The organism is Citrobacter sp. 21OH12SH02A-Citro, from assembly GCF_027919895.1.
GTDB classification, from domain to species: Bacteria; Pseudomonadota; Gammaproteobacteria; order Enterobacterales; family Enterobacteriaceae; genus Citrobacter; species Citrobacter braakii.
In genome coordinates this window covers 2,529,881-2,546,611 of the sequence record NZ_CP114801.1, presented here as the reverse complement: position 1 = coordinate 2,546,611, position 16,731 = coordinate 2,529,881, and the positions used below count along the sequence as shown (strand labels likewise).

Annotated in this window: 19 protein-coding genes and 1 pseudogene; 10 read left to right on the top strand and 10 right to left on the bottom strand. The window is 52.3% G+C overall.

The window, feature by feature from the left end:
- Positions 1-152 precede the first annotated feature (152 nt).
- Positions 153-1,322, top strand: coding sequence for an MFS transporter (locus O6D90_RS12330; protein ID WP_016156425.1), 1,170 nt, complete (start codon positions 153-155; stop codon positions 1,320-1,322).
- Positions 1,323-1,362: 40 nt separating this feature from the next.
- On the opposite strand, the gene sodB is transcribed toward O6D90_RS12330, so the two are convergent.
- Positions 1,363-1,944, bottom strand: coding sequence for a superoxide dismutase [Fe] (gene sodB / locus O6D90_RS12325; RefSeq protein ID WP_016152988.1), 582 nt, complete (start codon positions 1,942-1,944; stop codon positions 1,363-1,365).
- Positions 1,945-2,071: 127 nt separating this feature from the next.
- Positions 2,072-2,902, bottom strand: a complete 831-nt coding sequence (locus O6D90_RS12320) for a C40 family peptidase (RefSeq protein WP_016156426.1) — start codon at positions 2,900-2,902, stop codon at positions 2,072-2,074.
- 333 nt (positions 2,903-3,235) lie between these two features.
- Between O6D90_RS12320 and grxD the strand changes: the two genes are divergently transcribed.
- Positions 3,236-3,583: a monothiol glutaredoxin 4 gene (gene grxD, locus O6D90_RS12315; RefSeq protein WP_003832760.1), complete on the top strand. Its 348-nt coding sequence runs from the start codon at positions 3,236-3,238 to the stop codon at positions 3,581-3,583.
- Positions 3,584-3,637: 54 nt separating this feature from the next.
- Here the strand turns inward: grxD and rnt are convergent, their stop codons facing one another.
- From rnt to O6D90_RS12295, 4 genes are all read right to left on the bottom strand, one after another.
- Positions 3,638-4,285 (bottom strand): ribonuclease T, encoded by a 648-nt coding sequence (gene rnt, locus O6D90_RS12310; RefSeq protein WP_016152990.1) that lies wholly within the window; start codon positions 4,283-4,285, stop codon positions 3,638-3,640.
- Between the two features lie 94 nt (positions 4,286-4,379).
- Positions 4,380-4,787, bottom strand: coding sequence for a lactoylglutathione lyase (gene gloA / locus O6D90_RS12305; RefSeq protein WP_003029198.1), 408 nt, complete (start codon positions 4,785-4,787; stop codon positions 4,380-4,382).
- A gap of 97 nt (positions 4,788-4,884) precedes the next feature.
- Positions 4,885-5,982, bottom strand: a complete 1,098-nt coding sequence (locus O6D90_RS12300; RefSeq protein ID WP_016156427.1) for an alkene reductase — start codon at positions 5,980-5,982, stop codon at positions 4,885-4,887.
- 54 nt (positions 5,983-6,036) lie between these two features.
- Positions 6,037-6,636, bottom strand: a complete 600-nt coding sequence (locus O6D90_RS12295; RefSeq protein WP_016152991.1) for a TetR/AcrR family transcriptional regulator — start codon at positions 6,634-6,636, stop codon at positions 6,037-6,039.
- Positions 6,637-6,737: 101 nt separating this feature from the next.
- On the opposite strand from O6D90_RS12295, the gene O6D90_RS12290 reads away from it, so the two are divergent.
- The 3 genes from O6D90_RS12290 (at position 6,738) to sodC (ending at position 8,529) form a co-directional block, all read left to right on the top strand.
- Positions 6,738-6,977 carry a DUF1289 domain-containing protein gene (locus O6D90_RS12290; RefSeq protein WP_016156428.1) on the top strand — a complete coding sequence of 80 codons (240 nt, stop codon included), beginning with the start codon at positions 6,738-6,740 and terminating at the stop codon, positions 6,975-6,977.
- A gap of 49 nt (positions 6,978-7,026) precedes the next feature.
- On the top strand, positions 7,027-7,923 hold the full coding sequence (locus O6D90_RS12285) for an aldo/keto reductase (RefSeq protein WP_016152993.1): 897 nt from the start codon (positions 7,027-7,029) through the stop codon (positions 7,921-7,923).
- A gap of 81 nt (positions 7,924-8,004) precedes the next feature.
- On the top strand, positions 8,005-8,529 hold the full coding sequence (gene sodC, locus O6D90_RS12280; protein ID WP_016156429.1) for a superoxide dismutase [Cu-Zn] SodC: 525 nt from the start codon (positions 8,005-8,007) through the stop codon (positions 8,527-8,529).
- Here sodC and O6D90_RS12275 read toward each other — a convergent pair.
- From O6D90_RS12275 to O6D90_RS12265, 3 genes and pseudogenes are all read right to left on the bottom strand, one after another.
- Positions 8,505-10,545 (bottom strand): annotated as a pseudogene (locus tag O6D90_RS12275) (FUSC family protein). The gene sodC and the pseudogene O6D90_RS12275 sit on opposite strands and share 25 nt — an antisense overlap.
- Positions 10,542-11,405 (bottom strand): efflux RND transporter periplasmic adaptor subunit, encoded by an 864-nt coding sequence (locus O6D90_RS12270; protein ID WP_016156431.1) that lies wholly within the window; start codon positions 11,403-11,405, stop codon positions 10,542-10,544. The pseudogene O6D90_RS12275 and the gene O6D90_RS12270 overlap by 4 nt, the downstream one beginning before the upstream one ends.
- 2 nt (positions 11,406-11,407) lie before the next feature.
- Positions 11,408-11,644 (bottom strand): DUF1656 domain-containing protein, encoded by a 237-nt coding sequence (locus tag O6D90_RS12265; protein WP_016156432.1) that lies wholly within the window; start codon positions 11,642-11,644, stop codon positions 11,408-11,410.
- Positions 11,645-11,836: 192 nt separating this feature from the next.
- Between O6D90_RS12265 and slyA the strand changes: the two genes are divergently transcribed.
- Positions 11,837-12,277, top strand: a complete 441-nt coding sequence (gene slyA / locus O6D90_RS12260; RefSeq protein WP_032931217.1) for a transcriptional regulator SlyA — start codon at positions 11,837-11,839, stop codon at positions 12,275-12,277.
- Between the two features lie 47 nt (positions 12,278-12,324).
- On the opposite strand, the gene slyB is transcribed toward slyA, so the two are convergent.
- On the bottom strand, positions 12,325-12,792 hold the full coding sequence (slyB, locus tag O6D90_RS12255; RefSeq protein ID WP_016152998.1) for an outer membrane lipoprotein SlyB: 468 nt from the start codon (positions 12,790-12,792) through the stop codon (positions 12,325-12,327).
- 274 nt (positions 12,793-13,066) lie between these two features.
- Here slyB and anmK point away from each other — a divergent pair, with 274 nt between their 5' ends.
- The 4 genes from anmK (at position 13,067) to tyrS (ending at position 16,721) form a co-directional block, all read left to right on the top strand.
- Positions 13,067-14,188, top strand: a complete 1,122-nt coding sequence (gene anmK / locus O6D90_RS12250) for an anhydro-N-acetylmuramic acid kinase (protein ID WP_016156434.1) — start codon at positions 13,067-13,069, stop codon at positions 14,186-14,188.
- Between the two features lie 87 nt (positions 14,189-14,275).
- Positions 14,276-14,605: a C-type lysozyme inhibitor gene (gene mliC, locus O6D90_RS12245; protein WP_085951051.1), complete on the top strand. Its 330-nt coding sequence runs from the start codon at positions 14,276-14,278 to the stop codon at positions 14,603-14,605.
- A gap of 58 nt (positions 14,606-14,663) precedes the next feature.
- On the top strand, positions 14,664-15,320 hold the full coding sequence (gene pdxH / locus O6D90_RS12240; RefSeq protein ID WP_003029169.1) for a pyridoxamine 5'-phosphate oxidase: 657 nt from the start codon (positions 14,664-14,666) through the stop codon (positions 15,318-15,320).
- Positions 15,321-15,446: 126 nt separating this feature from the next.
- Positions 15,447-16,721, top strand: a complete 1,275-nt coding sequence (gene tyrS / locus O6D90_RS12235; protein WP_003836431.1) for a tyrosine--tRNA ligase — start codon at positions 15,447-15,449, stop codon at positions 16,719-16,721.
- Positions 16,722-16,731 lie beyond the last annotated feature (10 nt).

The following is a 16,731-nucleotide window of genomic DNA, read 5'->3' as shown; positions in this document are numbered from 1 at the left end:
CCTCATCCTTTCTGCTTGCCTTTCCCGTCGATTGTTTGCGAATAAGCAAAAGTCTTTTGCAATTTTGTTAACTTTATTAATTTTGCGATCAATGTCATGCTTTTGACTCTTATTTTATGTCGCGCCCCGGCTCGACGTTACGGAGTCGAAATATGAAACTCAATTATCCTTTACTGGCGCTGGCGATCGGCGCGTTTGGCATTGGCACCACTGAATTTTCGCCAATGGGATTATTGCCCGTCATTGCCAAAGGTGTGGATGTCTCGATTCCCGCGGCCGGAATGTTAATCAGCGCGTATGCGGTTGGGGTAATGGTGGGTGCTCCGCTGATGACATTACTGCTGTCCCATCGTGCGCGACGTAATGCGTTGATATTCCTGATGGCGATTTTCACGCTGGGCAACGTGCTTTCGGCTATTTCGCCGGATTACACCACCCTGATGTTATCGCGTATTTTGACCAGTCTGAACCATGGGGCATTTTTTGGTCTTGGCTCCGTTGTCGCTGCAAGCGTAGTACCCAAACATAAGCAGGCCAGCGCCGTGGCAACCATGTTTATGGGGTTGACCATTGCCAATATTGGCGGCGTTCCTGCGGCGACCTGGCTTGGTGAAACCATCGGCTGGCGTATGTCGTTTATGGCAACGGCGGGTCTGGGCGTCATCGCCATGGTCAGCCTGTTCTTCTCTTTACCCAAAGGTGGGGCGGGAGAGCGCCCGGATGTCCGTAGCGAACTGGCGGTACTTTTGCGTCCGCAGGTGCTGTCGGCGCTGCTGACGACCGTTCTGGGAGCGGGGGCGATGTTCACGCTTTATACCTATATCTCACCAGTGTTACATACGATCACCCATGCCACACCGGCGTTTGTGACCGGTATGCTGGTGCTGATTGGCGTCGGCTTCTCAATCGGTAACTATCTTGGTGGCAAACTGGCTGACCGTTCCGTTAACGGTACGCTGAAAGGCTTTTTACTGCTGCTGATGGTTATTATGCTGGCCATTCCTTTCCTGGCGCGTAATGAGCTGGGTGCGGCAGTTAGTATGGTGGTCTGGGGGGCAGCGACGTTTGCGGTCGTTCCGCCGTTGCAGATGCGCGTGATGCGCGTTGCCAGCGAAGCGCCTGGATTATCATCGTCAGTCAACATTGGCGCCTTTAATCTGGGGAATGCTCTGGGTGCCGCAGCCGGTGGGGCGGTGATTTCCGGTGGGTTGGGCTATAGCTTTGTTCCGGTGATGGGGGCAATTGTGGCAGGACTTGCGCTGCTGCTGGTCTTTATCTCGGCGCGCAAACAGCCTGAAGAGGCTTTCACTACCGCGAATTAATGCTAAAACGCAGAAGGGTTCTCCTTCTGCGTCATCTTTTTTATGCTGCGAAGTTCTTCGCAACAAATTCCCAGTTCACCAGCGCCCAGAAGTTTTCCAGGTAGCCAGGACGGGCATTGCGATAATCGATGTAGTAGGCGTGTTCCCACACGTCAACGGTCATCAGCGGCGTCGCGTCGGTGGTCAGCGGTGTACCTGCATTGGAGGTGGAAACGATAGCCAGTTTGCCATCCGTTCCTTTTACCAGCCAGGTCCAGCCAGAACCGAAGTTTTTAATAGCGGCATCGGTGAACTGCGCTTTGAAATCCGCAAAGCTGCCAAAGGAGGCGGCAATTGCTTCGGCCAGTTTACCGGTAGGTTCGCCACCTGCGTTCGGTGCCAGGCAGTTCCAGTAGAACGTGTGGTTCCATACCTGTGCTGCGTTATTGAATACACCGCCTTCAGAGCTACGTACGATCTCTTCCAGTGATTTGCCTTCAAACGCCGTGCCTTTAATCAGGTTGTTCAGATTAGTCACGTAAGTTTGATGGTGTTTGCCATAGTGATATTCCAGCGTTTCGGCAGAAATGTGCGGTGCCAGAGCATCTTTGGCATACGGTAATGCAGGTAATTCAAACGACATTGCTTCTCTCCTTATTATTTGTATTGAGTACACACAATAGCCTCATTGTGAGTAAGGATAGGGTAGCAAATTGAAAGGTTATGCAAAAGAAGAACTTACCCTACAGCAGGTACTGTAGGGTAAGTTTTTAACGAATTGTTTTTGGCGTCATTACCCGACGAGCGCCCACATAGTGGCGCTGCCAGTAATCTTCACTCAGAGAGGTGATTTGAATTTCCTGGCCGCTGCGCGGTGACTGAATAAACTTACCGTTGCCAACATAAACGCCAACGTGATCGGCAGTTCCACGCCCCTGGGTACGGAAAAATACCAGATCGCCATTTTTCAGTTCGCCACGTTCAATCGGCGCTGCATCGCGCAGATGATACATTTCGTTCGCAGTACGTGGAATGCGGAATTTCACCAGATCTTTATAGGCGTAATAGACCAGACCGCTGCAGTCAAACCCGGTTCTTGGTGAGGTGCCGCCCCAGCGATAAGGCTTGCCGATTTGGTTCATCAGCATGGACATGGCGGTTTTAGTGGCTTTCTGCACTTTCACTTTATGCGCGTCAGCCAGCGTCGTTGGTGCGGTGGTTTTCACTTTTACACAGCGCGGCTTATGGCCTTTGCGCGGCGTGCATTTTTCAGTCCAGGTAACGGCAGCGGTTTGTGCTGCGGTGTTTTTACCACGACGGTTTGCCGTTTTAGTCGACTTTGCCGGAGCGGCAGTGCGATGTTTAGAAGAGGAAGCGGTTTTGGTGCTGGTTTTGCTGGTGGTTTTTGTCGCCGTTTTCTTGCTGGTTTTTGTTATTTTTTGGCTGGTTGTTGCGCTTTTCTTTTTATCTACCGTTTTGATGGTGTGAGAATGGGTAGGTGTCGTCCTGGCCTGCTTGGAAGCATGAGCGATGGGCGTAAAGGGCAGTGTAGTAAAAAGTAAAGCACAGAGCGTGATCGAGATTCGGTTTATCCGCGCCACTGAGCAATCCTCTGGTAAGGCAGGTCTATCATGCCTGCGTGTGATTTTCAAAACTTGATGATTCTAATCTATAGAAAGAGGGAAAGTTAATAGCTTTTTTGTTTAAAACTACGTTTCGTAACCGACCGCAAAAAAAATCAGCAATTAAAGTTGGCGTTGGTGAACGAATAATCAAATCCACAGGCTTTAAGGGGATAAATGAGATTGTGAATGCAACTTTTGGCGTCAGGGGATAAAATAATAACGCGTAATGAAAATGTTATTTTCCGTTGCCTGTCTGACCCGCTACAATGTCAGACTACTGCCGTAAAAGAAGTTTAAGGAAGCAAGATAATGAGCACCACTATCGAAAAAATCCAGCGCCAGATCGCTGAAAACCCGATTCTCCTGTACATGAAAGGTTCCCCTAAACTGCCAAGCTGCGGTTTCTCCGCTCAGGCTGTGCAGGCGCTGTCCGCCTGTGGTGAACGCTTTGCTTATGTTGATATTCTGCAGAACCCGGATATTCGCGCCGAGCTGCCGAAATACGCAAATTGGCCAACCTTCCCGCAGCTGTGGGTTGATGGCGAGCTGGTTGGCGGCTGTGACATTTTGATCGAAATGTACCAGCGCGGGGAGTTGCAGCAGCTGATTAAAGAAACAGCGGCGAAATACAAAACCGAAGAGCCGGACGCTGAATAATATCAGCGTAAATAAAAAAGCGACCTCGTGATGGTCGCTTTTTTTATCGGTCCGTTATGCCTCTTCAGGTACGGGAAGAGGCCAGCCGCCGAGACGTTTCCAGCGGTTAACAATTTCGCAAAACAGCACGGCCGTCCGTTCGGTGTCATACAGCGCCGAGTGCGCCTGAGTCCCGTCAAATTCCATTCCTGCCGCCAGGCACGCTTTCGATAACACAGTTTGCCCCAGAGACAGGCCGCTTAAGGCCGCAGTATCAAAGGTGACGAACGGATGAAATGGATTACGTTTGAGCGAGGCGCGTTCTGCTGCGGCCATCATAAAACTGTGGTCGAACGTAGCGTTATGCGCCACCATGATCGCCCGATTGCAGCCGCTGTCTTTAATGCCTTTACGCACCATTTTAAAGATGGCATGCAGAGCGTCATATTCGCTGACCGCTCCGCGTAGCGGATTGTTAGGGTCAATTCCGTTAAAGGCGAGGGCTTCCGGCTGCAAATTCGCGCCTTCAAATGGCTCTACGTGGAAATGTAACGTCGTGTCCGGCATCAGCCAGCCTTGTTCATCCATTTTCAGTGTGATGGCTGCGATCTCAAGCAGCGCATCGGTTTTGGCATTGAACCCTGCGGTTTCGACATCAATGACGACAGGATAAAAACCACGAAAACGGTCACACAGACCGGAAAGTTGAGCGTTATCGGACATCTGGGTCTCTTAATACGGGAAAATTGCAGCGCGTATTATGGCAAAATGATGAGTATAAAACTACGGGCACAGACGATCTGCGCCCGTGGGGAGGTCAGTCGCCCAGGCCGCGCCCGGCGTCTTTCTCTTCGATCAGTTCAATTTTGTAACCGTCTGGATCTTCAACGAACGCAATTACGGTGGTGCCGCCTTTTACCGGACCGGCTTCACGCGTGACGTTACCGCCATTCTGACGAATACGTTCACAGGCTTCGGCTGCGTTGTCTACGCTCAGGGCGATATGGCCGTAGGCAGTGCCCAGCTCATACTTGTCGACACCCCAGTTATAGGTCAGTTCGATCACGGCTTCGCTGGTTTCAGGGCCGTAGCCGACAAAGGCCAGGGAGTATTTGTATTCAGGGTTTTCGCTGGTACGCAGCAGCTTCATGCCCAGCACGTTGGTATAAAACTCGATGGAACGCTGCAGGTCACCCACGCGCAGCATGGTATGAAGTAAACGCATCTTTTTCCCCTTCGAAAATGGCTAATACATTCAAAATGTTGTTTTAGTATAGCGGCGTTGTTACGCCGCTATCAATGGCAGAACGGAGTTTGTGACGTTAGAGGGTAGGATAATCGGTGTAACCTTCCGCGCCGCCGCCGTAGAAGCTTTCGGCACGTTGCGGATTCAGCTCCGCTTTACGCTGCAGGCGCGCAACCAGATCCGGGTTAGCGATATAGGCGCGACCAAAAGCAACGGCGTCGATCAGGCCCTTCTCGATCAGTGCTTCTGCTTTTTCAGGTGTGTAGGCACCCGCACCAATGATCGGACCGTGGAAACGTGCACGAACTTTTTCGCGAAACGCATCGGAATACGGCTCGCCGCCAGCCCAGTCCGGCTCAGACATATGCAGGTAAGCGATTCCGCGCTTGCCCAGTTGTTCAATCAGATACAGCGCATCGGCTTCTTCGTTCGGGCCGTTGTCAACGTTCTGGAATGAGCCAATTGGGGAGACGCGAATACCGATGCGATCGGCACCCCATTCTTTAATACCGGCATCGACAACTTCCAGCACCAGACGTGCACGATTTTCGACGCTGCCGCCGTATTGATCGGTACGCTGGTTAGACGTTGGCGACAGGAACTGGTGCAGCAGATAGCCGTGAGCGGAGTGCAGTTCAACCATGTCGAAACCCGCTTCGCGCGCGTTGGCAATCGCCTGACGGAAGTCATTAACGATGCCGGGAATTTCTTCCGTTTCCAGCGCACGCGGCATTGAGGTATCCGCACGCGTTGCCAGACCATTTTCATCACGCAGCGAGGTCCGGGTACCGGCGCTAATCGCGGAAGGTGCGACCGGTGCCTGACCGTTGGGCTGCAGACTGGTGTGAGAGATGCGCCCGGTATGCCACAACTGGACCGCAATATGACCTTGCTCCGCATGTACGGCAGCGGTGATTTTTTTCCATGCGGCAATTTGCGCTTCGCTGTGTAAGCCGGGTGCCCCCGCATAGCCTTTCGCCTGCGCGGAAATCTGTGTAGCTTCACTGATGATAAGACCCGCGCTGGCGCGTTGACGGTAATACTCGGCCATCAGCGGAGTAGGGATGTCGCCAGGCTCAATGCTGCGCAGACGCGTCAGTGGCGCCATGAATACGCGGTTTGCTGCCGTAATAGCACCCACTTTCAGTGGGGAAAAAAGTTTTTCAGATGACATATGGCACTCCTGAATAGACCGGTCGTCTAGTAATAAAAGAAATAAAAACGCCTGTTAAACGGCAGGCGTAGTAATGATGGTTTTAACGTGCGCCAGCGCATTTTCCAGCGGGGTGGCGCTACGAGAAATCTTGGCCTGCAGGTTGGCGCCCAGCCACAGCGCATACAATACCTGCGCCTGCTGTAACGGCTCGCCAACAAAGGACAGACAATGGTTTGCCTGACCTTTCTCCAGCGCCTGCGCTAACAGCGCAATAATGTGCCGCGCGCCTTTATCCATCGCCGTGCGCATATCTTCTGACAGATCGCACACTTCGGCAGACAGTTTTACGGTTAAACAACCGCTGATAATGCCGTGCTGGCTAAACTGGTTCAGGGTTTCCTGATAGTAGGCCAGAATGCGGTCGCGATAGTTTCCTGCCCCCGTATCAAAGTGCGTAGCCAGTCGCTGATGATAGGCCGCATAGTGGCGTTCCAGCATCGCGACACCGAACGCTTCTTTAGAGCGAAAATAGTGATAAAACGAACCTTTGGGGACTTCAGCGGTTTTCAGTAGTTCGCTTAAGCCCATACCGGTGAAACCGCGCTGCATACACAGCAGTTCGCCAGTCGCCAGCAGATGTTCGCGTGTATCGTGTTCAGTGATTTTGTTCATGGAAAGGAGTGTAATAGACCAGTCGGTCTAATGCAATAGCGCTTGCGAGAAATTCAGTTAACGTCTTCAATAGGTATATCAATCTTACTAAAGGAGGGGATGTGGCCGAACAGCTGGAGTTTTTCCCCGTCCAGAGCCCATGCCGTGGAATATGTCAGTCTGACGAGCGCGGTTTTTGCCGTGGCTGTTTTCGCAGTCGGGATGAGCGTTTTAACTGGCAAAAGATGAGCGATGCCGAAAAGCAGGAAGTGCTACGGCTTTGTCGTCAGCGCCTGATGCGTAAATTACGAGCAAACAAAGCCAACCCTTCGGAAGAACCGCAACAACCTTCACTCTTTTAAAAGCGTAATTGCGTATACTCGATGCACATTCACTTATAAGGAAGCTGCTATGGTTCAGCGTATTACTATTGCGCCGCAAGGTCCGGAATTTTCTCGCTTTGTAATGGGGTATTGGCGCCTGATGGACTGGAATATGTCCGCGCGCCAGCTAGTCAGCTTTATTGAAGAACATCTGGACCTGGGCGTTACCACCGTCGATCACGCCGATATTTACGGCGGATACCAGTGTGAAGCGGCGTTTGGCGAGGCACTGAAGCTGGCCCCGCATCTGCGTGAAAAAATGCAGATTGTTACCAAGTGCGGGATCGCCACGACGGCGCGCACGGAAAATGCGCTGGGTCATTACATCACCGACAGCGCGCATATTATTGCCAGTGCGGAAGCATCGTTGAAGTTGCTGGCGACCGATCATATTGATTTGCTGCTCATCCATCGTCCCGATCCGCTCATGGATGCGGACGACGTAGCCGACGCGTTCAAAAAATTGCACCATAGCGGAAAAGTGCGTCACTTTGGCGTATCTAACTTCACCCCGGCACAGTTCTCACTGCTGCAATCGCGTCTGCCGTTCACGCTGGCGACTAACCAGGTTGAGATCTCACCGGTACATCAGCCGCTCCTGCTGGATGGTACTTTAGATCAACTGCAACAACTGCGCATTCGTCCGATGGCCTGGTCCTGCCTCGGCGGTGGTCGTCTGTTTAATGACGATGCGTTCCAGCCATTACGTAATGAACTTGCCACAATCGCAGAAGAGTTAAACGCGCAGTCCATTGAGCAGGTGGTGTATGCCTGGATTTTACGTCTGCCGTCTCAGCCGCTGCCGATTATTGGCTCAGGGAAGATAGAGCGTGTACGCGCCGCCGTTGAGTCTGAGTCATTGAACATGTCTCGCCAGCAGTGGTTCCGTATTCGCAAAGCTGCGCTGGGTTACGACGTACCGTAATCGCGTTTTTGACGCTTCTCCGTTCAAATTTGTGTCACTGGTTTACACTTATCAATCAGACACCTTTTGGACGGAGGTCTTATGAAGCGTTTGAGTTTGGCCATTATTACTCTACTCGCCTGTGCAGGTGCGCAGGCTGCCAGTGAAGAAAAAGTGACGATGAATCTGGTAACGTCGCAAGGCGTCGGCCAGGCGATTGGTACGGTCACTATTGCTGAAACCGGGAAAGGGCTGGAGTTTACGCCCGATCTGAAAGCGCTGCCGCCGGGTGAACATGGCTTCCATGTCCATGCGAATGGCAGTTGCCAACCGGCGATTAAAGAAGGAAAAGCCTCAGCCGCGGAATCGGCTGGAGGCCATTATGATCCGCACCAAACCGGCAAGCACGAAGGTCCGGAAGGCGCAGGCCACATGGGCGACCTGCCGCTGCTGGTGGTGAATAACGACGGTAACGCCACAACACCGGTCATTGCGCCGCGGCTGAAAACGCTCGATGAGGTTAAAGGCAAAGCGCTGATGATCCATGTCGGTGGCGATAATATGTCCGATCAACCAAAACCGCTTGGCGGTGGTGGAGCGCGCTACGCCTGTGGCGTTATCAAATAATCAATTGCCTAGCGTACCCGGCGGAGGCGCCTGTTCGAGCTGAGAAAGCGAGCAGTGTAGTCGCCAGATAAGCGCCGACAGTTCTTGCGCCGCAGGTTGATGATGGTGGGCGAGCGTGTCGCAAATACGCTGTAGCTCACTCAGCGTGGCATTCAGCGGTCGTTGCTGAACGCCGCGCTCACTCATTACGTCGCGAAGCAGCGAGATACACACGTCTCTGACGCGAGCCAGAGGATCTGAACGCACCTCCCAGGTGCGCAGTTGCCACACCACGTGCGAGCAGTTAAGCAAGACAACCCCCCAACGCAATAGCCAGCGTCGCGCCAGTGCATCCTGACTGTTGCTGAGCTGGCTGACGTGGTGATAGGTCAGCGACTCAAATTCGTTTTCACTGAGCGAGGGATGTCGGCTGAGCTGATCGACAAAATCCCGGCGCAGGGCGCGAATATGGCGGCGACCTTTCCGCGCATCCGATCCGGGCCGTAGAATGGCGAATGCCAGCCACGATAGCGCCACGCCGGTTATTTTCGCCATATTGTCATTCAGGAAATCAGCAAAATCATAAACCGGCGGATTAGTCACCGCGATAAACGATCCCATAAACACGATTAGCTGTCCCCAAAGACCCGCCAGCGCGGGCATTTGCAGCTTCAGGAGTTGCATGGTAGCGAGCAGCGGGAAGAGAAACAGAATGAATTGCCAGAGGTCAGAGATTTGCACCATCAGGCCAAACTTAACCACAAAGCTAAACAGCGACAGCAGAACCAGCGTGCGCATCAGCAAAGAAAGTGACTTGAACGGCGTGGCTACGGCGGAATAGAGCACGCTGCTGATGGCCGCGAGCGTTAGTGCGCCAGAGCCTGATTCCCATTGCGCGCCAATGCTCCATGCGCCGATAAGCATCAGGGTACAGAACGTACGCAATCCGCTCCAGAGAGCTTCCGCATTATCGGTATGACGGGCAAGTCCTGGCGTGCGGGCGATAGTAATACGCTCGGCGGTAACGCCATTTTCCAGTAAATGCAGATAATGACTGCTGCGTAAGTAGAGCCGACAAAAATAACGCAGTCTTTGCCAGAAGGCGACGTGCCGATAGTCGCGCGCATCGAGAGGACGCAAGGGGGCGATAATACGCGCGACGGTGTAGGTGTCGGTATTGGATTTGACCAGCTCGCTGAGCAGTTGTTCGATGATTTCCCGGGTATTAGCCGGGGGAGTGGGCCAGTTCAGGAGCATCCTGCGCAGACTGGAGATCACGCTGGTCATACGTAACTGCTGATGCAACAGCGAATTGAGCAACGCATTTTGACGGCGAAAACGGTAGTGACTCCAGAACGCCTGAATACGTAGCAGGTTCATGGTCAAAATCTGACCAATAACACCTTCATGAGCTGTGCGAATCGCATCCGTTGTCTCCGGTTGCCAGAGTAAGCTGGCATGCTCCAGTAAACGCGAATGCATGTTTTTCAGCGCGGTAAGCAATGTGGTGCCATCGGAGGTGCTGGGGAGGATCATCATCATCATGCCGCCGCACAGGATACCGACGATGACCTCGCATACGCGGGCCTGAGCGATATCCCACAACTGCGTAATCTCTATGGTATTGACCATGGGAAAAGCAATGATCGCCGCCGTATAACCGGCCAGTTGAAAGGCGTAGGCGACGTTATTGGTGAAGTGAGCGCAGGCCCAGGTACAAAAACCGATCCACACTGACATGCTCAGCAAAAACAACCACGGCTCATTGAGGGTATGACCGGCAATAATCAACGCGGCGGTGGCACCCAGCAAGCTACCCGCAACACGACCCAGACTTTTGCTGATAACCCCGCCGACGGTGGGAAAGCTGACCACTGCCGCCGAGGTCATCGCCCAGTAGGGCTCATCCAGATTCAGGTAATAGGCGAATGTTAACGCCAGACACATCGCAATGGTATTTCGCAACGCATAACGCCACTGCGCTACCGTGGCTTTAAACCACGGCCAATGGCCTGGCATCAGGTGGGACAGTTTCATTTACGCTGGCCGATAGACACGCTGCAGGTCGTACCAGAAACCAGGGTGACATTCTGCGGCAGAGCGTCGAATTCGATGCGGACCGGAACGCGTTGGGCCAGACGCACCCACGGCACATTGGGTTTGATGTCGGGAATCAGGCCGGAATCGCTTTCCACACTTTGGTCGTAGATGGCGCGACCAATACTGGATACGTGACCCTGTAACTTTATGTTGCCGCTGTAGAGCGTGATAACCGCAGGAGCACCTTCACGAATGTGGCGCAACTTGGTTTCTTCAAAATACCCCATCACATAGAAAGAGTGGCTGTCGACAAGGGCAAACAGGGGCTTACCGGTTGAGGCGTAGTCTCCAGTACGAGTTGAAAGGTTGGTGACCCAGCCCGCTACGGGCGCTTTGACCACCGTCTGCGTCAGTTGCCACTGTGCCTGGCGCAGACTGGCCTCGGCTGCTTCAACGCTGGCCTGCATGGCTTTCACGTTGAGGTTAGCAGTATCCAGATCTTCGGCTGAGATGTAATTTTGCGATAAATGACGGCGGCGGTTGGCTTCGTTATTGGCTTTCGCCAGATCGGACTGTGCCTTCGCCAGCTGCGCTTGCGCATTTAGTTCAGCAATGTGAAACGGTGTCTTGTCGATGATAAAAAGGACATCGCCTTTGTTCACAAACTGGTTATCTTTTATATTGAGTTCGCTAATGCTGCCTGAGACCTGCGGCGTGATGCTGACCTGCTCAGCTCGCACTTTGCCATCACGTGTCCAGGGCGATTGCATATAGTAATTCCACATCCACCATCCGGCGAAAACTGCGATGGCAGCGACTATAATGGTGGAGAAGTATTTAATGGTTTTAAGCGACATAATCACCACACAATCAGCATTACAAAGGCCAGACATACGCAAAGCGTAAAGAGTGACAGATCCATTAACAGGGGATGCCAGATTTCGCCGGAGTAAATCCAGTCGCGCAGGAGGCGATGAACAACCAGCCAGAGAATAAATCCTGCTACAAACGCCTTGAAAACAGGAGGGAAGTAGACAGATGCTCCGATCATTAAATCTTGTAGGGGCAATCCTGTTGCATTAAACATAAACTTCACGGGCAAAATCCTTGGCGGAAGAGAGCATTGCTATAGGTTTAGCAAAAAAGAGACAATGAGTCTCTGTAACGCATAATGTCTGAAAAAATGTCAGCCGGTAAGCAAATTTGGCAATACATTTGTTTTGGGAATACAAATGCTGCACACTATTCTAAAATCAGCATAATAACTTAGCAAGCTAATTATAAGGAGATGAAATTGGAATCGCCATTAGGTTCTGATCTGGCACGGTTGGTGCGCATTTGGCGTGCTCTGATTGACCATCGCCTGAAACCTCTGGAGTTGACGCAGACGCATTGGGTTACGCTGCACAACATTCATCAATTGCCGCCTGATCAATCGCAGATTCAGTTGGCTAAAGCGATTGGCATCGAGCAGCCTTCGTTGGTACGCACGCTTGACCAGCTGGAAGAAAAGGGACTCATTTCACGACAGACTTGCGCCAGCGATCGTCGGGCAAAGAGAATTAAACTGACAGAAAAAGCAGAGCCGCTGATTGCAGATATGGAAGCGGTTATCAACAAGACGCGTGGAGAAATTTTGGAAGGGATTTCAGCTGAGGAAATTGATCTGCTGATTAAACTGGTCGCCAGACTGGAACACAATATTATTGAACTGCAGTCACAGGCCTGAAACGATGAGATGACGTGTGGCCAGAACCTGACCACACGTGAATTCGATTAGCGTGGAGACACGGTAACCTGGCTGCCGTTGTTAGCCATAACAACGCGCTGGCCAGCTGAGAACTTGGTCGCACCCTGTTTCTGAACCACCATGATGGTATTACCGTCGTCCTTACGGATTTCCAGTTCTACACCCTGGGTTTTATTCATCGCACCTTGTACGCCTTGACCCGCTACGCCACCGGCAACTGCGCCAGCCGCTGTGGCTAATGAACGACCCGTACCGCCGCCGACGGTGTTACCCAAGAACCCGCCGAGTACCGCACCACCAATGGCGCCAATCACGTTTGCGTCATCGCCACCCTGGATTTGCACCGGACGAACATGAACAATTGTACCGTAGGTAACGTTCTGAACTTGTTTCGCTTCGGATGCCGTGTATACGTCGCCTGAAAGGCTATCATTGTTAACGCAGCCCGCCAAAGATACACCCATTAATGCAACAGTCAGCACACGTTTAATCATTTACAAATCTCCTTTAACACCACGAAACGCTAATAAAGCACCCTTCATGGCTAAATTATATGGCACTTGTGAGCCTAAGGTCACATGTTCTACTGGAACAATATGAAAATCTTAACCGAAATCGGATATACCGAGTATAAACGAATCATTCATATAATTGATGTAATAAAGCGTCCATTGTAATGATTAGCCCTCAAAAATCATTAAGGAAGCATGGCATTAGTCGGCACTTTATGGTTGAGTGTCAAGGCTAATTTGCTTAAAAGGATGACATATGAAATCGGGCCGTTTTATCGGTGTAATGTCTGGAACCAGCCTTGATGGCGTCGATGTTGTGCTGGCGACGATAGATGAAACGATGGTTGCGCAACAGGCGAGTCTGACCTGGCCTATCCCTCTCCATATAAAGCAGGCGATCCTGGATATCTGCCAGGGGCAGCAGCTTACGCTATCGCAGTTTGGCCAACTTGACGCACAGCTCGGTTATCTGTTTGCCGAGGCTGTGAATGCGCTGTTGGCACAGGAAAAATTGAAACCGCATGAGATCGTTGCGATTGGCTGTCATGGGCAAACCGTGTGGCATGAACCGACGGGAATCGCGCCGCACACGCTGCAAATTGGCGACAACAATCAAATCGTCGCGCGTACCGGGATAACGGTGATCGGCGATTTTCGTCGCCGCGATATCGCTCTCGGCGGACAGGGCGCGCCGTTGGTTCCCGCTTTTCATCAGGCGCTGTTGGCTCATCCAACGGAGCGGCGGATGGTGCTAAACATTGGCGGAATTGCCAATCTGTCTCTGCTTATCCCACAGCAACCCGTTCGCGGTTACGATACCGGGCCGGGCAATATGCTGATGGATGCCTGGATCTGGCGGCAATGCGGCCAACCCTATGACAAAGATGCGCAGTGGGCCACATCGGGAACGGTGATCCTGCCTTTACTGCAAAATATGCTTAACGATCCTTATTTTTCTGCGCCTGCGCCGAAAAGCACTGGCCGCGAGTATTTCAATTATGGCTGGATAGAACGTCATATGGCGCAGTTCCCGGGAATAAGCCCGCGGGATGTGCAGGCGACGCTTGCCGAACTGACGGCCGTGACCATTTCCGAGCAGGTCTTGCTAAGCGGAGGCTGTGAACGGCTAATGGTATGCGGCGGCGGCAGCCGTAATCCGCTGCTGATGATGCGTCTGGCGGCGTTATTGCCAGGGACAGAGGTCACTTCAACCGATGAGGCTGGGATCAGCGGCGATGATATGGAGGCCCTGGCTTTTGCCTGGCTGGCGTGGCGAACGCTGGCGGGATTACCGGGAAATCTGCCTTCCGTGACCGGCGCATCAGAACCGAGCGTTTTAGGGGCGATTTATCCCGCTAACCCACGAACTCAGAGTTAACTGAAATTATTCAGCGCCATATGTCGATAAACTAGGGATATTAGGGAGGGTGCCATTACCCTCCAGGACCAGGAAAGTCTTCAGGATATGGCTATGAAAAAACTGTTGTTAGTGTGTCTGCCGGTACTGCTTAGCGGGTGCAGCGTGTACAACCAATTTGTCGAGCGTATGCAAACGGATACCCTCGAATACCGCTGTGACGAAAAACCGCTTACCGTGAAGCTGAACAATACCCGTCAGATGGCGAGTTTTGTTTATGATAATCAGCTATTGAACCTCAAACAGGGCGTGTCGGCATCAGGTGCTCGCTATACCGATGGTATTTACGTCTTCTGGTCTAAAGGCGACGAGGCAACGGTCTATAAACGAGACAGAATTGTGCTAAATAACTGTCAGTTACAGAACCCGAAGCGTTGAGATTTTCACCTGGGCGGCGCACAATAGCGTCACCCACTGACAATCCGTAGCCAACATCATGTCTGATAACGACGAATTGCAGCAAATCGCGCATTTGCGCCGTGAATACACGAAAGGCGGTCTCCGCCGCCGCGATCTTCCCGCCGAGCCCCTTGCGCTGTTCGAGCGCTGGCTGGGGCAAGCCTGTGACGCCAAACTGGCCGATCCCACTGCGATGGTCGTTGCTACCGTCGATGAAAACGGTCAGCCTTATCAGCGTATCGTGTTGCTCAAACATTATGATGACAAAGGGCTGGTTTTCTATACCAACCTCGGTAGCCGTAAGGCACATCAGATTGAGAAAAACCCACGCATCAGCCTCCTGTTTCCCTGGCATACGCTGGAACGGCAGGTGATGGTGATCGGCAAGGCTGAGCGCCTATCCACGCTGGAAGTGGTGAAATACTTCCACAGTCGCCCACGTGATAGCCAGATTGGCGCCTGGGTCTCTAAGCAATCCAGTCGGATCTCTGCGCGCGGTATTCTGGAAAGCAAATTCCTCGAACTGAAGCAGAAGTTTCAGCAAGGGGAAGTTCCACTGCCCAGTTTCTGGGGAGGCTTTCGCGTAAGTATTGAGCAGATGGAGTTCTGGCAGGGTGGCGAAAACCGTCTGCACGATCGTTTTTTATACCAACGCGAAGATAACGCGTGGAAAATTGATCGCCTGGCCCCCTAAAGATGCAAAATTCTTGTTTTAAGCGCTGGTGCTGAACAATCCGGCGCTTTATTCTATGTTTCTTTCGCATCAGGCGAAAAGTCGTGTACCGGCTAAGGTGCAGTCGTTTTATACATGGAGATTTTGATGGCAAGCAGTAACTTGATTAAACAATTGCAAGAGCGGGGGCTGGTGGCCCAGGTGACGGACGAGGAAGCGTTAGCAGAGCGACTGGCGCAAGGCCCGATCGCGCTCTATTGCGGCTTCGATCCTACCGCTGACAGCTTGCATTTGGGGCATCTGGTTCCATTGTTATGCCTGAAACGCTTCCAGCAGGCAGGCCATAAACCTGTCGCACTGGTGGGCGGCGCAACCGGTCTGATTGGTGACCCGAGCTTTAAAGCCGCTGAGCGTAAACTGAATACCGAAGACACCGTGCAGGAGTGGGTGGATAAAATCCGCAAACAGGTTGCACCGTTCCTCGATTTCGACTGTGGCGACAACTCGGCGATTGCTGCGAACAACTATGACTGGTTTGGCAGTATGAATGTACTGACTTTCCTGCGTGATATCGGCAAACACTTCTCCGTTAACCAGATGATCAACAAAGAAGCGGTGAAGCAGCGTCTGAACCGTGACGATCAGGGGATCTCTTTTACCGAGTTTTCTTACAACCTGCTGCAGGGTTATGACTTTGCCTGCCTGAACAAACTGCACGGTGTTGCGCTGCAGATTGGCGGTTCTGACCAGTGGGGCAACATTACTTCGGGTATCGATTTGACCCGTCGCCTGCACCAGAACCAGGTGTTTGGTCTGACCGTTCCGTTGATCACTAAAGCTGACGGTACGAAATTCGGTAAAACGGAAGGCGGCGCTGTGTGGCTGGATCCGAAGAAAACCAGTCCGTACAAATTCTACCAGTTCTGGATCAATACCGCCGATGCGGATGTTTATCGCTTCCTGAAATTCTTCACCTTCATGGACATTGAAGAGATCAATGCGCTGGAAGAAGAAGATAAAAATAGCGGTAAAGCGCCGCGCGCCCAGTATGTTCTGGCTGAGCAAGTAACGCGTCTGGTTCACGGCGAAGAAGGGCTGGTAGCGGCAAAACGTATTACCGAAAGCTTGTTCAACGGTAATCTGAGCGATTTGAGCGAAGCGGATTTCGAACAGCTGGCGCAAGATGGCGTGCCGATGATCGAGATGGACAAAGGTGCCGATCTGATGCAGGCGCTGGTGGACTCCGAGCTGCAACCTTCTCGCGGCCAGGCACGTAAGACTATCGCGTCTAATGCGGTGACCATCAACGGTGAGAAGCAATCCGATCCGGAATATTTCTTCCAAGAGAGTGATATCCTGTTCGGGCGCTACACCTTACTGCGCCGTGGCAAGAAGAACTATTGTCTGATTTGCTGGAAGTAAGATTTAGTTA

What these genes read in the sequence shown, in the direction of transcription:
- O6D90_RS12330 (WP_016156425.1), top strand. Translation starts at nt 153, where the DNA reads ATGAAACTCAATTATCCTTTACTGGCGCTGGCGATCGGCGCGTTTGGC.
- sodB (WP_016152988.1), bottom strand. Translation starts at nt 1,944, where the DNA reads ATGTCGTTTGAATTACCTGCATTACCGTATGCCAAAGATGCTCTGGCA.
- grxD (WP_003832760.1), top strand. Translation starts at nt 3,236, where the DNA reads ATGAGCACCACTATCGAAAAAATCCAGCGCCAGATCGCTGAAAACCCG.
- rnt (WP_016152990.1), bottom strand. Translation starts at nt 4,285, where the DNA reads ATGTCCGATAACGCTCAACTTTCCGGTCTGTGTGACCGTTTTCGTGGT.
- gloA (WP_003029198.1), bottom strand. Translation starts at nt 4,787, where the DNA reads ATGCGTTTACTTCATACCATGCTGCGCGTGGGTGACCTGCAGCGTTCC.
- O6D90_RS12300 (WP_016156427.1), bottom strand. Translation starts at nt 5,982, where the DNA reads ATGTCATCTGAAAAACTTTTTTCCCCACTGAAAGTGGGTGCTATTACG.
- O6D90_RS12295 (WP_016152991.1), bottom strand. Translation starts at nt 6,636, where the DNA reads ATGAACAAAATCACTGAACACGATACACGCGAACATCTGCTGGCGACT.
- O6D90_RS12285 (WP_016152993.1), top strand. Translation starts at nt 7,027, where the DNA reads ATGGTTCAGCGTATTACTATTGCGCCGCAAGGTCCGGAATTTTCTCGC.
- sodC (WP_016156429.1), top strand. Translation starts at nt 8,005, where the DNA reads ATGAAGCGTTTGAGTTTGGCCATTATTACTCTACTCGCCTGTGCAGGT.
- O6D90_RS12270 (WP_016156431.1), bottom strand. Translation starts at nt 11,405, where the DNA reads ATGTCGCTTAAAACCATTAAATACTTCTCCACCATTATAGTCGCTGCC.
- slyA (WP_032931217.1), top strand. Translation starts at nt 11,837, where the DNA reads ATGAAATTGGAATCGCCATTAGGTTCTGATCTGGCACGGTTGGTGCGC.
- slyB (WP_016152998.1), bottom strand. Translation starts at nt 12,792, where the DNA reads ATGATTAAACGTGTGCTGACTGTTGCATTAATGGGTGTATCTTTGGCG.
- anmK (WP_016156434.1), top strand. Translation starts at nt 13,067, where the DNA reads ATGAAATCGGGCCGTTTTATCGGTGTAATGTCTGGAACCAGCCTTGAT.
- mliC (WP_085951051.1), top strand. Translation starts at nt 14,276, where the DNA reads ATGGCTATGAAAAAACTGTTGTTAGTGTGTCTGCCGGTACTGCTTAGC.
- pdxH (WP_003029169.1), top strand. Translation starts at nt 14,664, where the DNA reads ATGTCTGATAACGACGAATTGCAGCAAATCGCGCATTTGCGCCGTGAA.
- tyrS (WP_003836431.1), top strand. Translation starts at nt 15,447, where the DNA reads ATGGCAAGCAGTAACTTGATTAAACAATTGCAAGAGCGGGGGCTGGTG.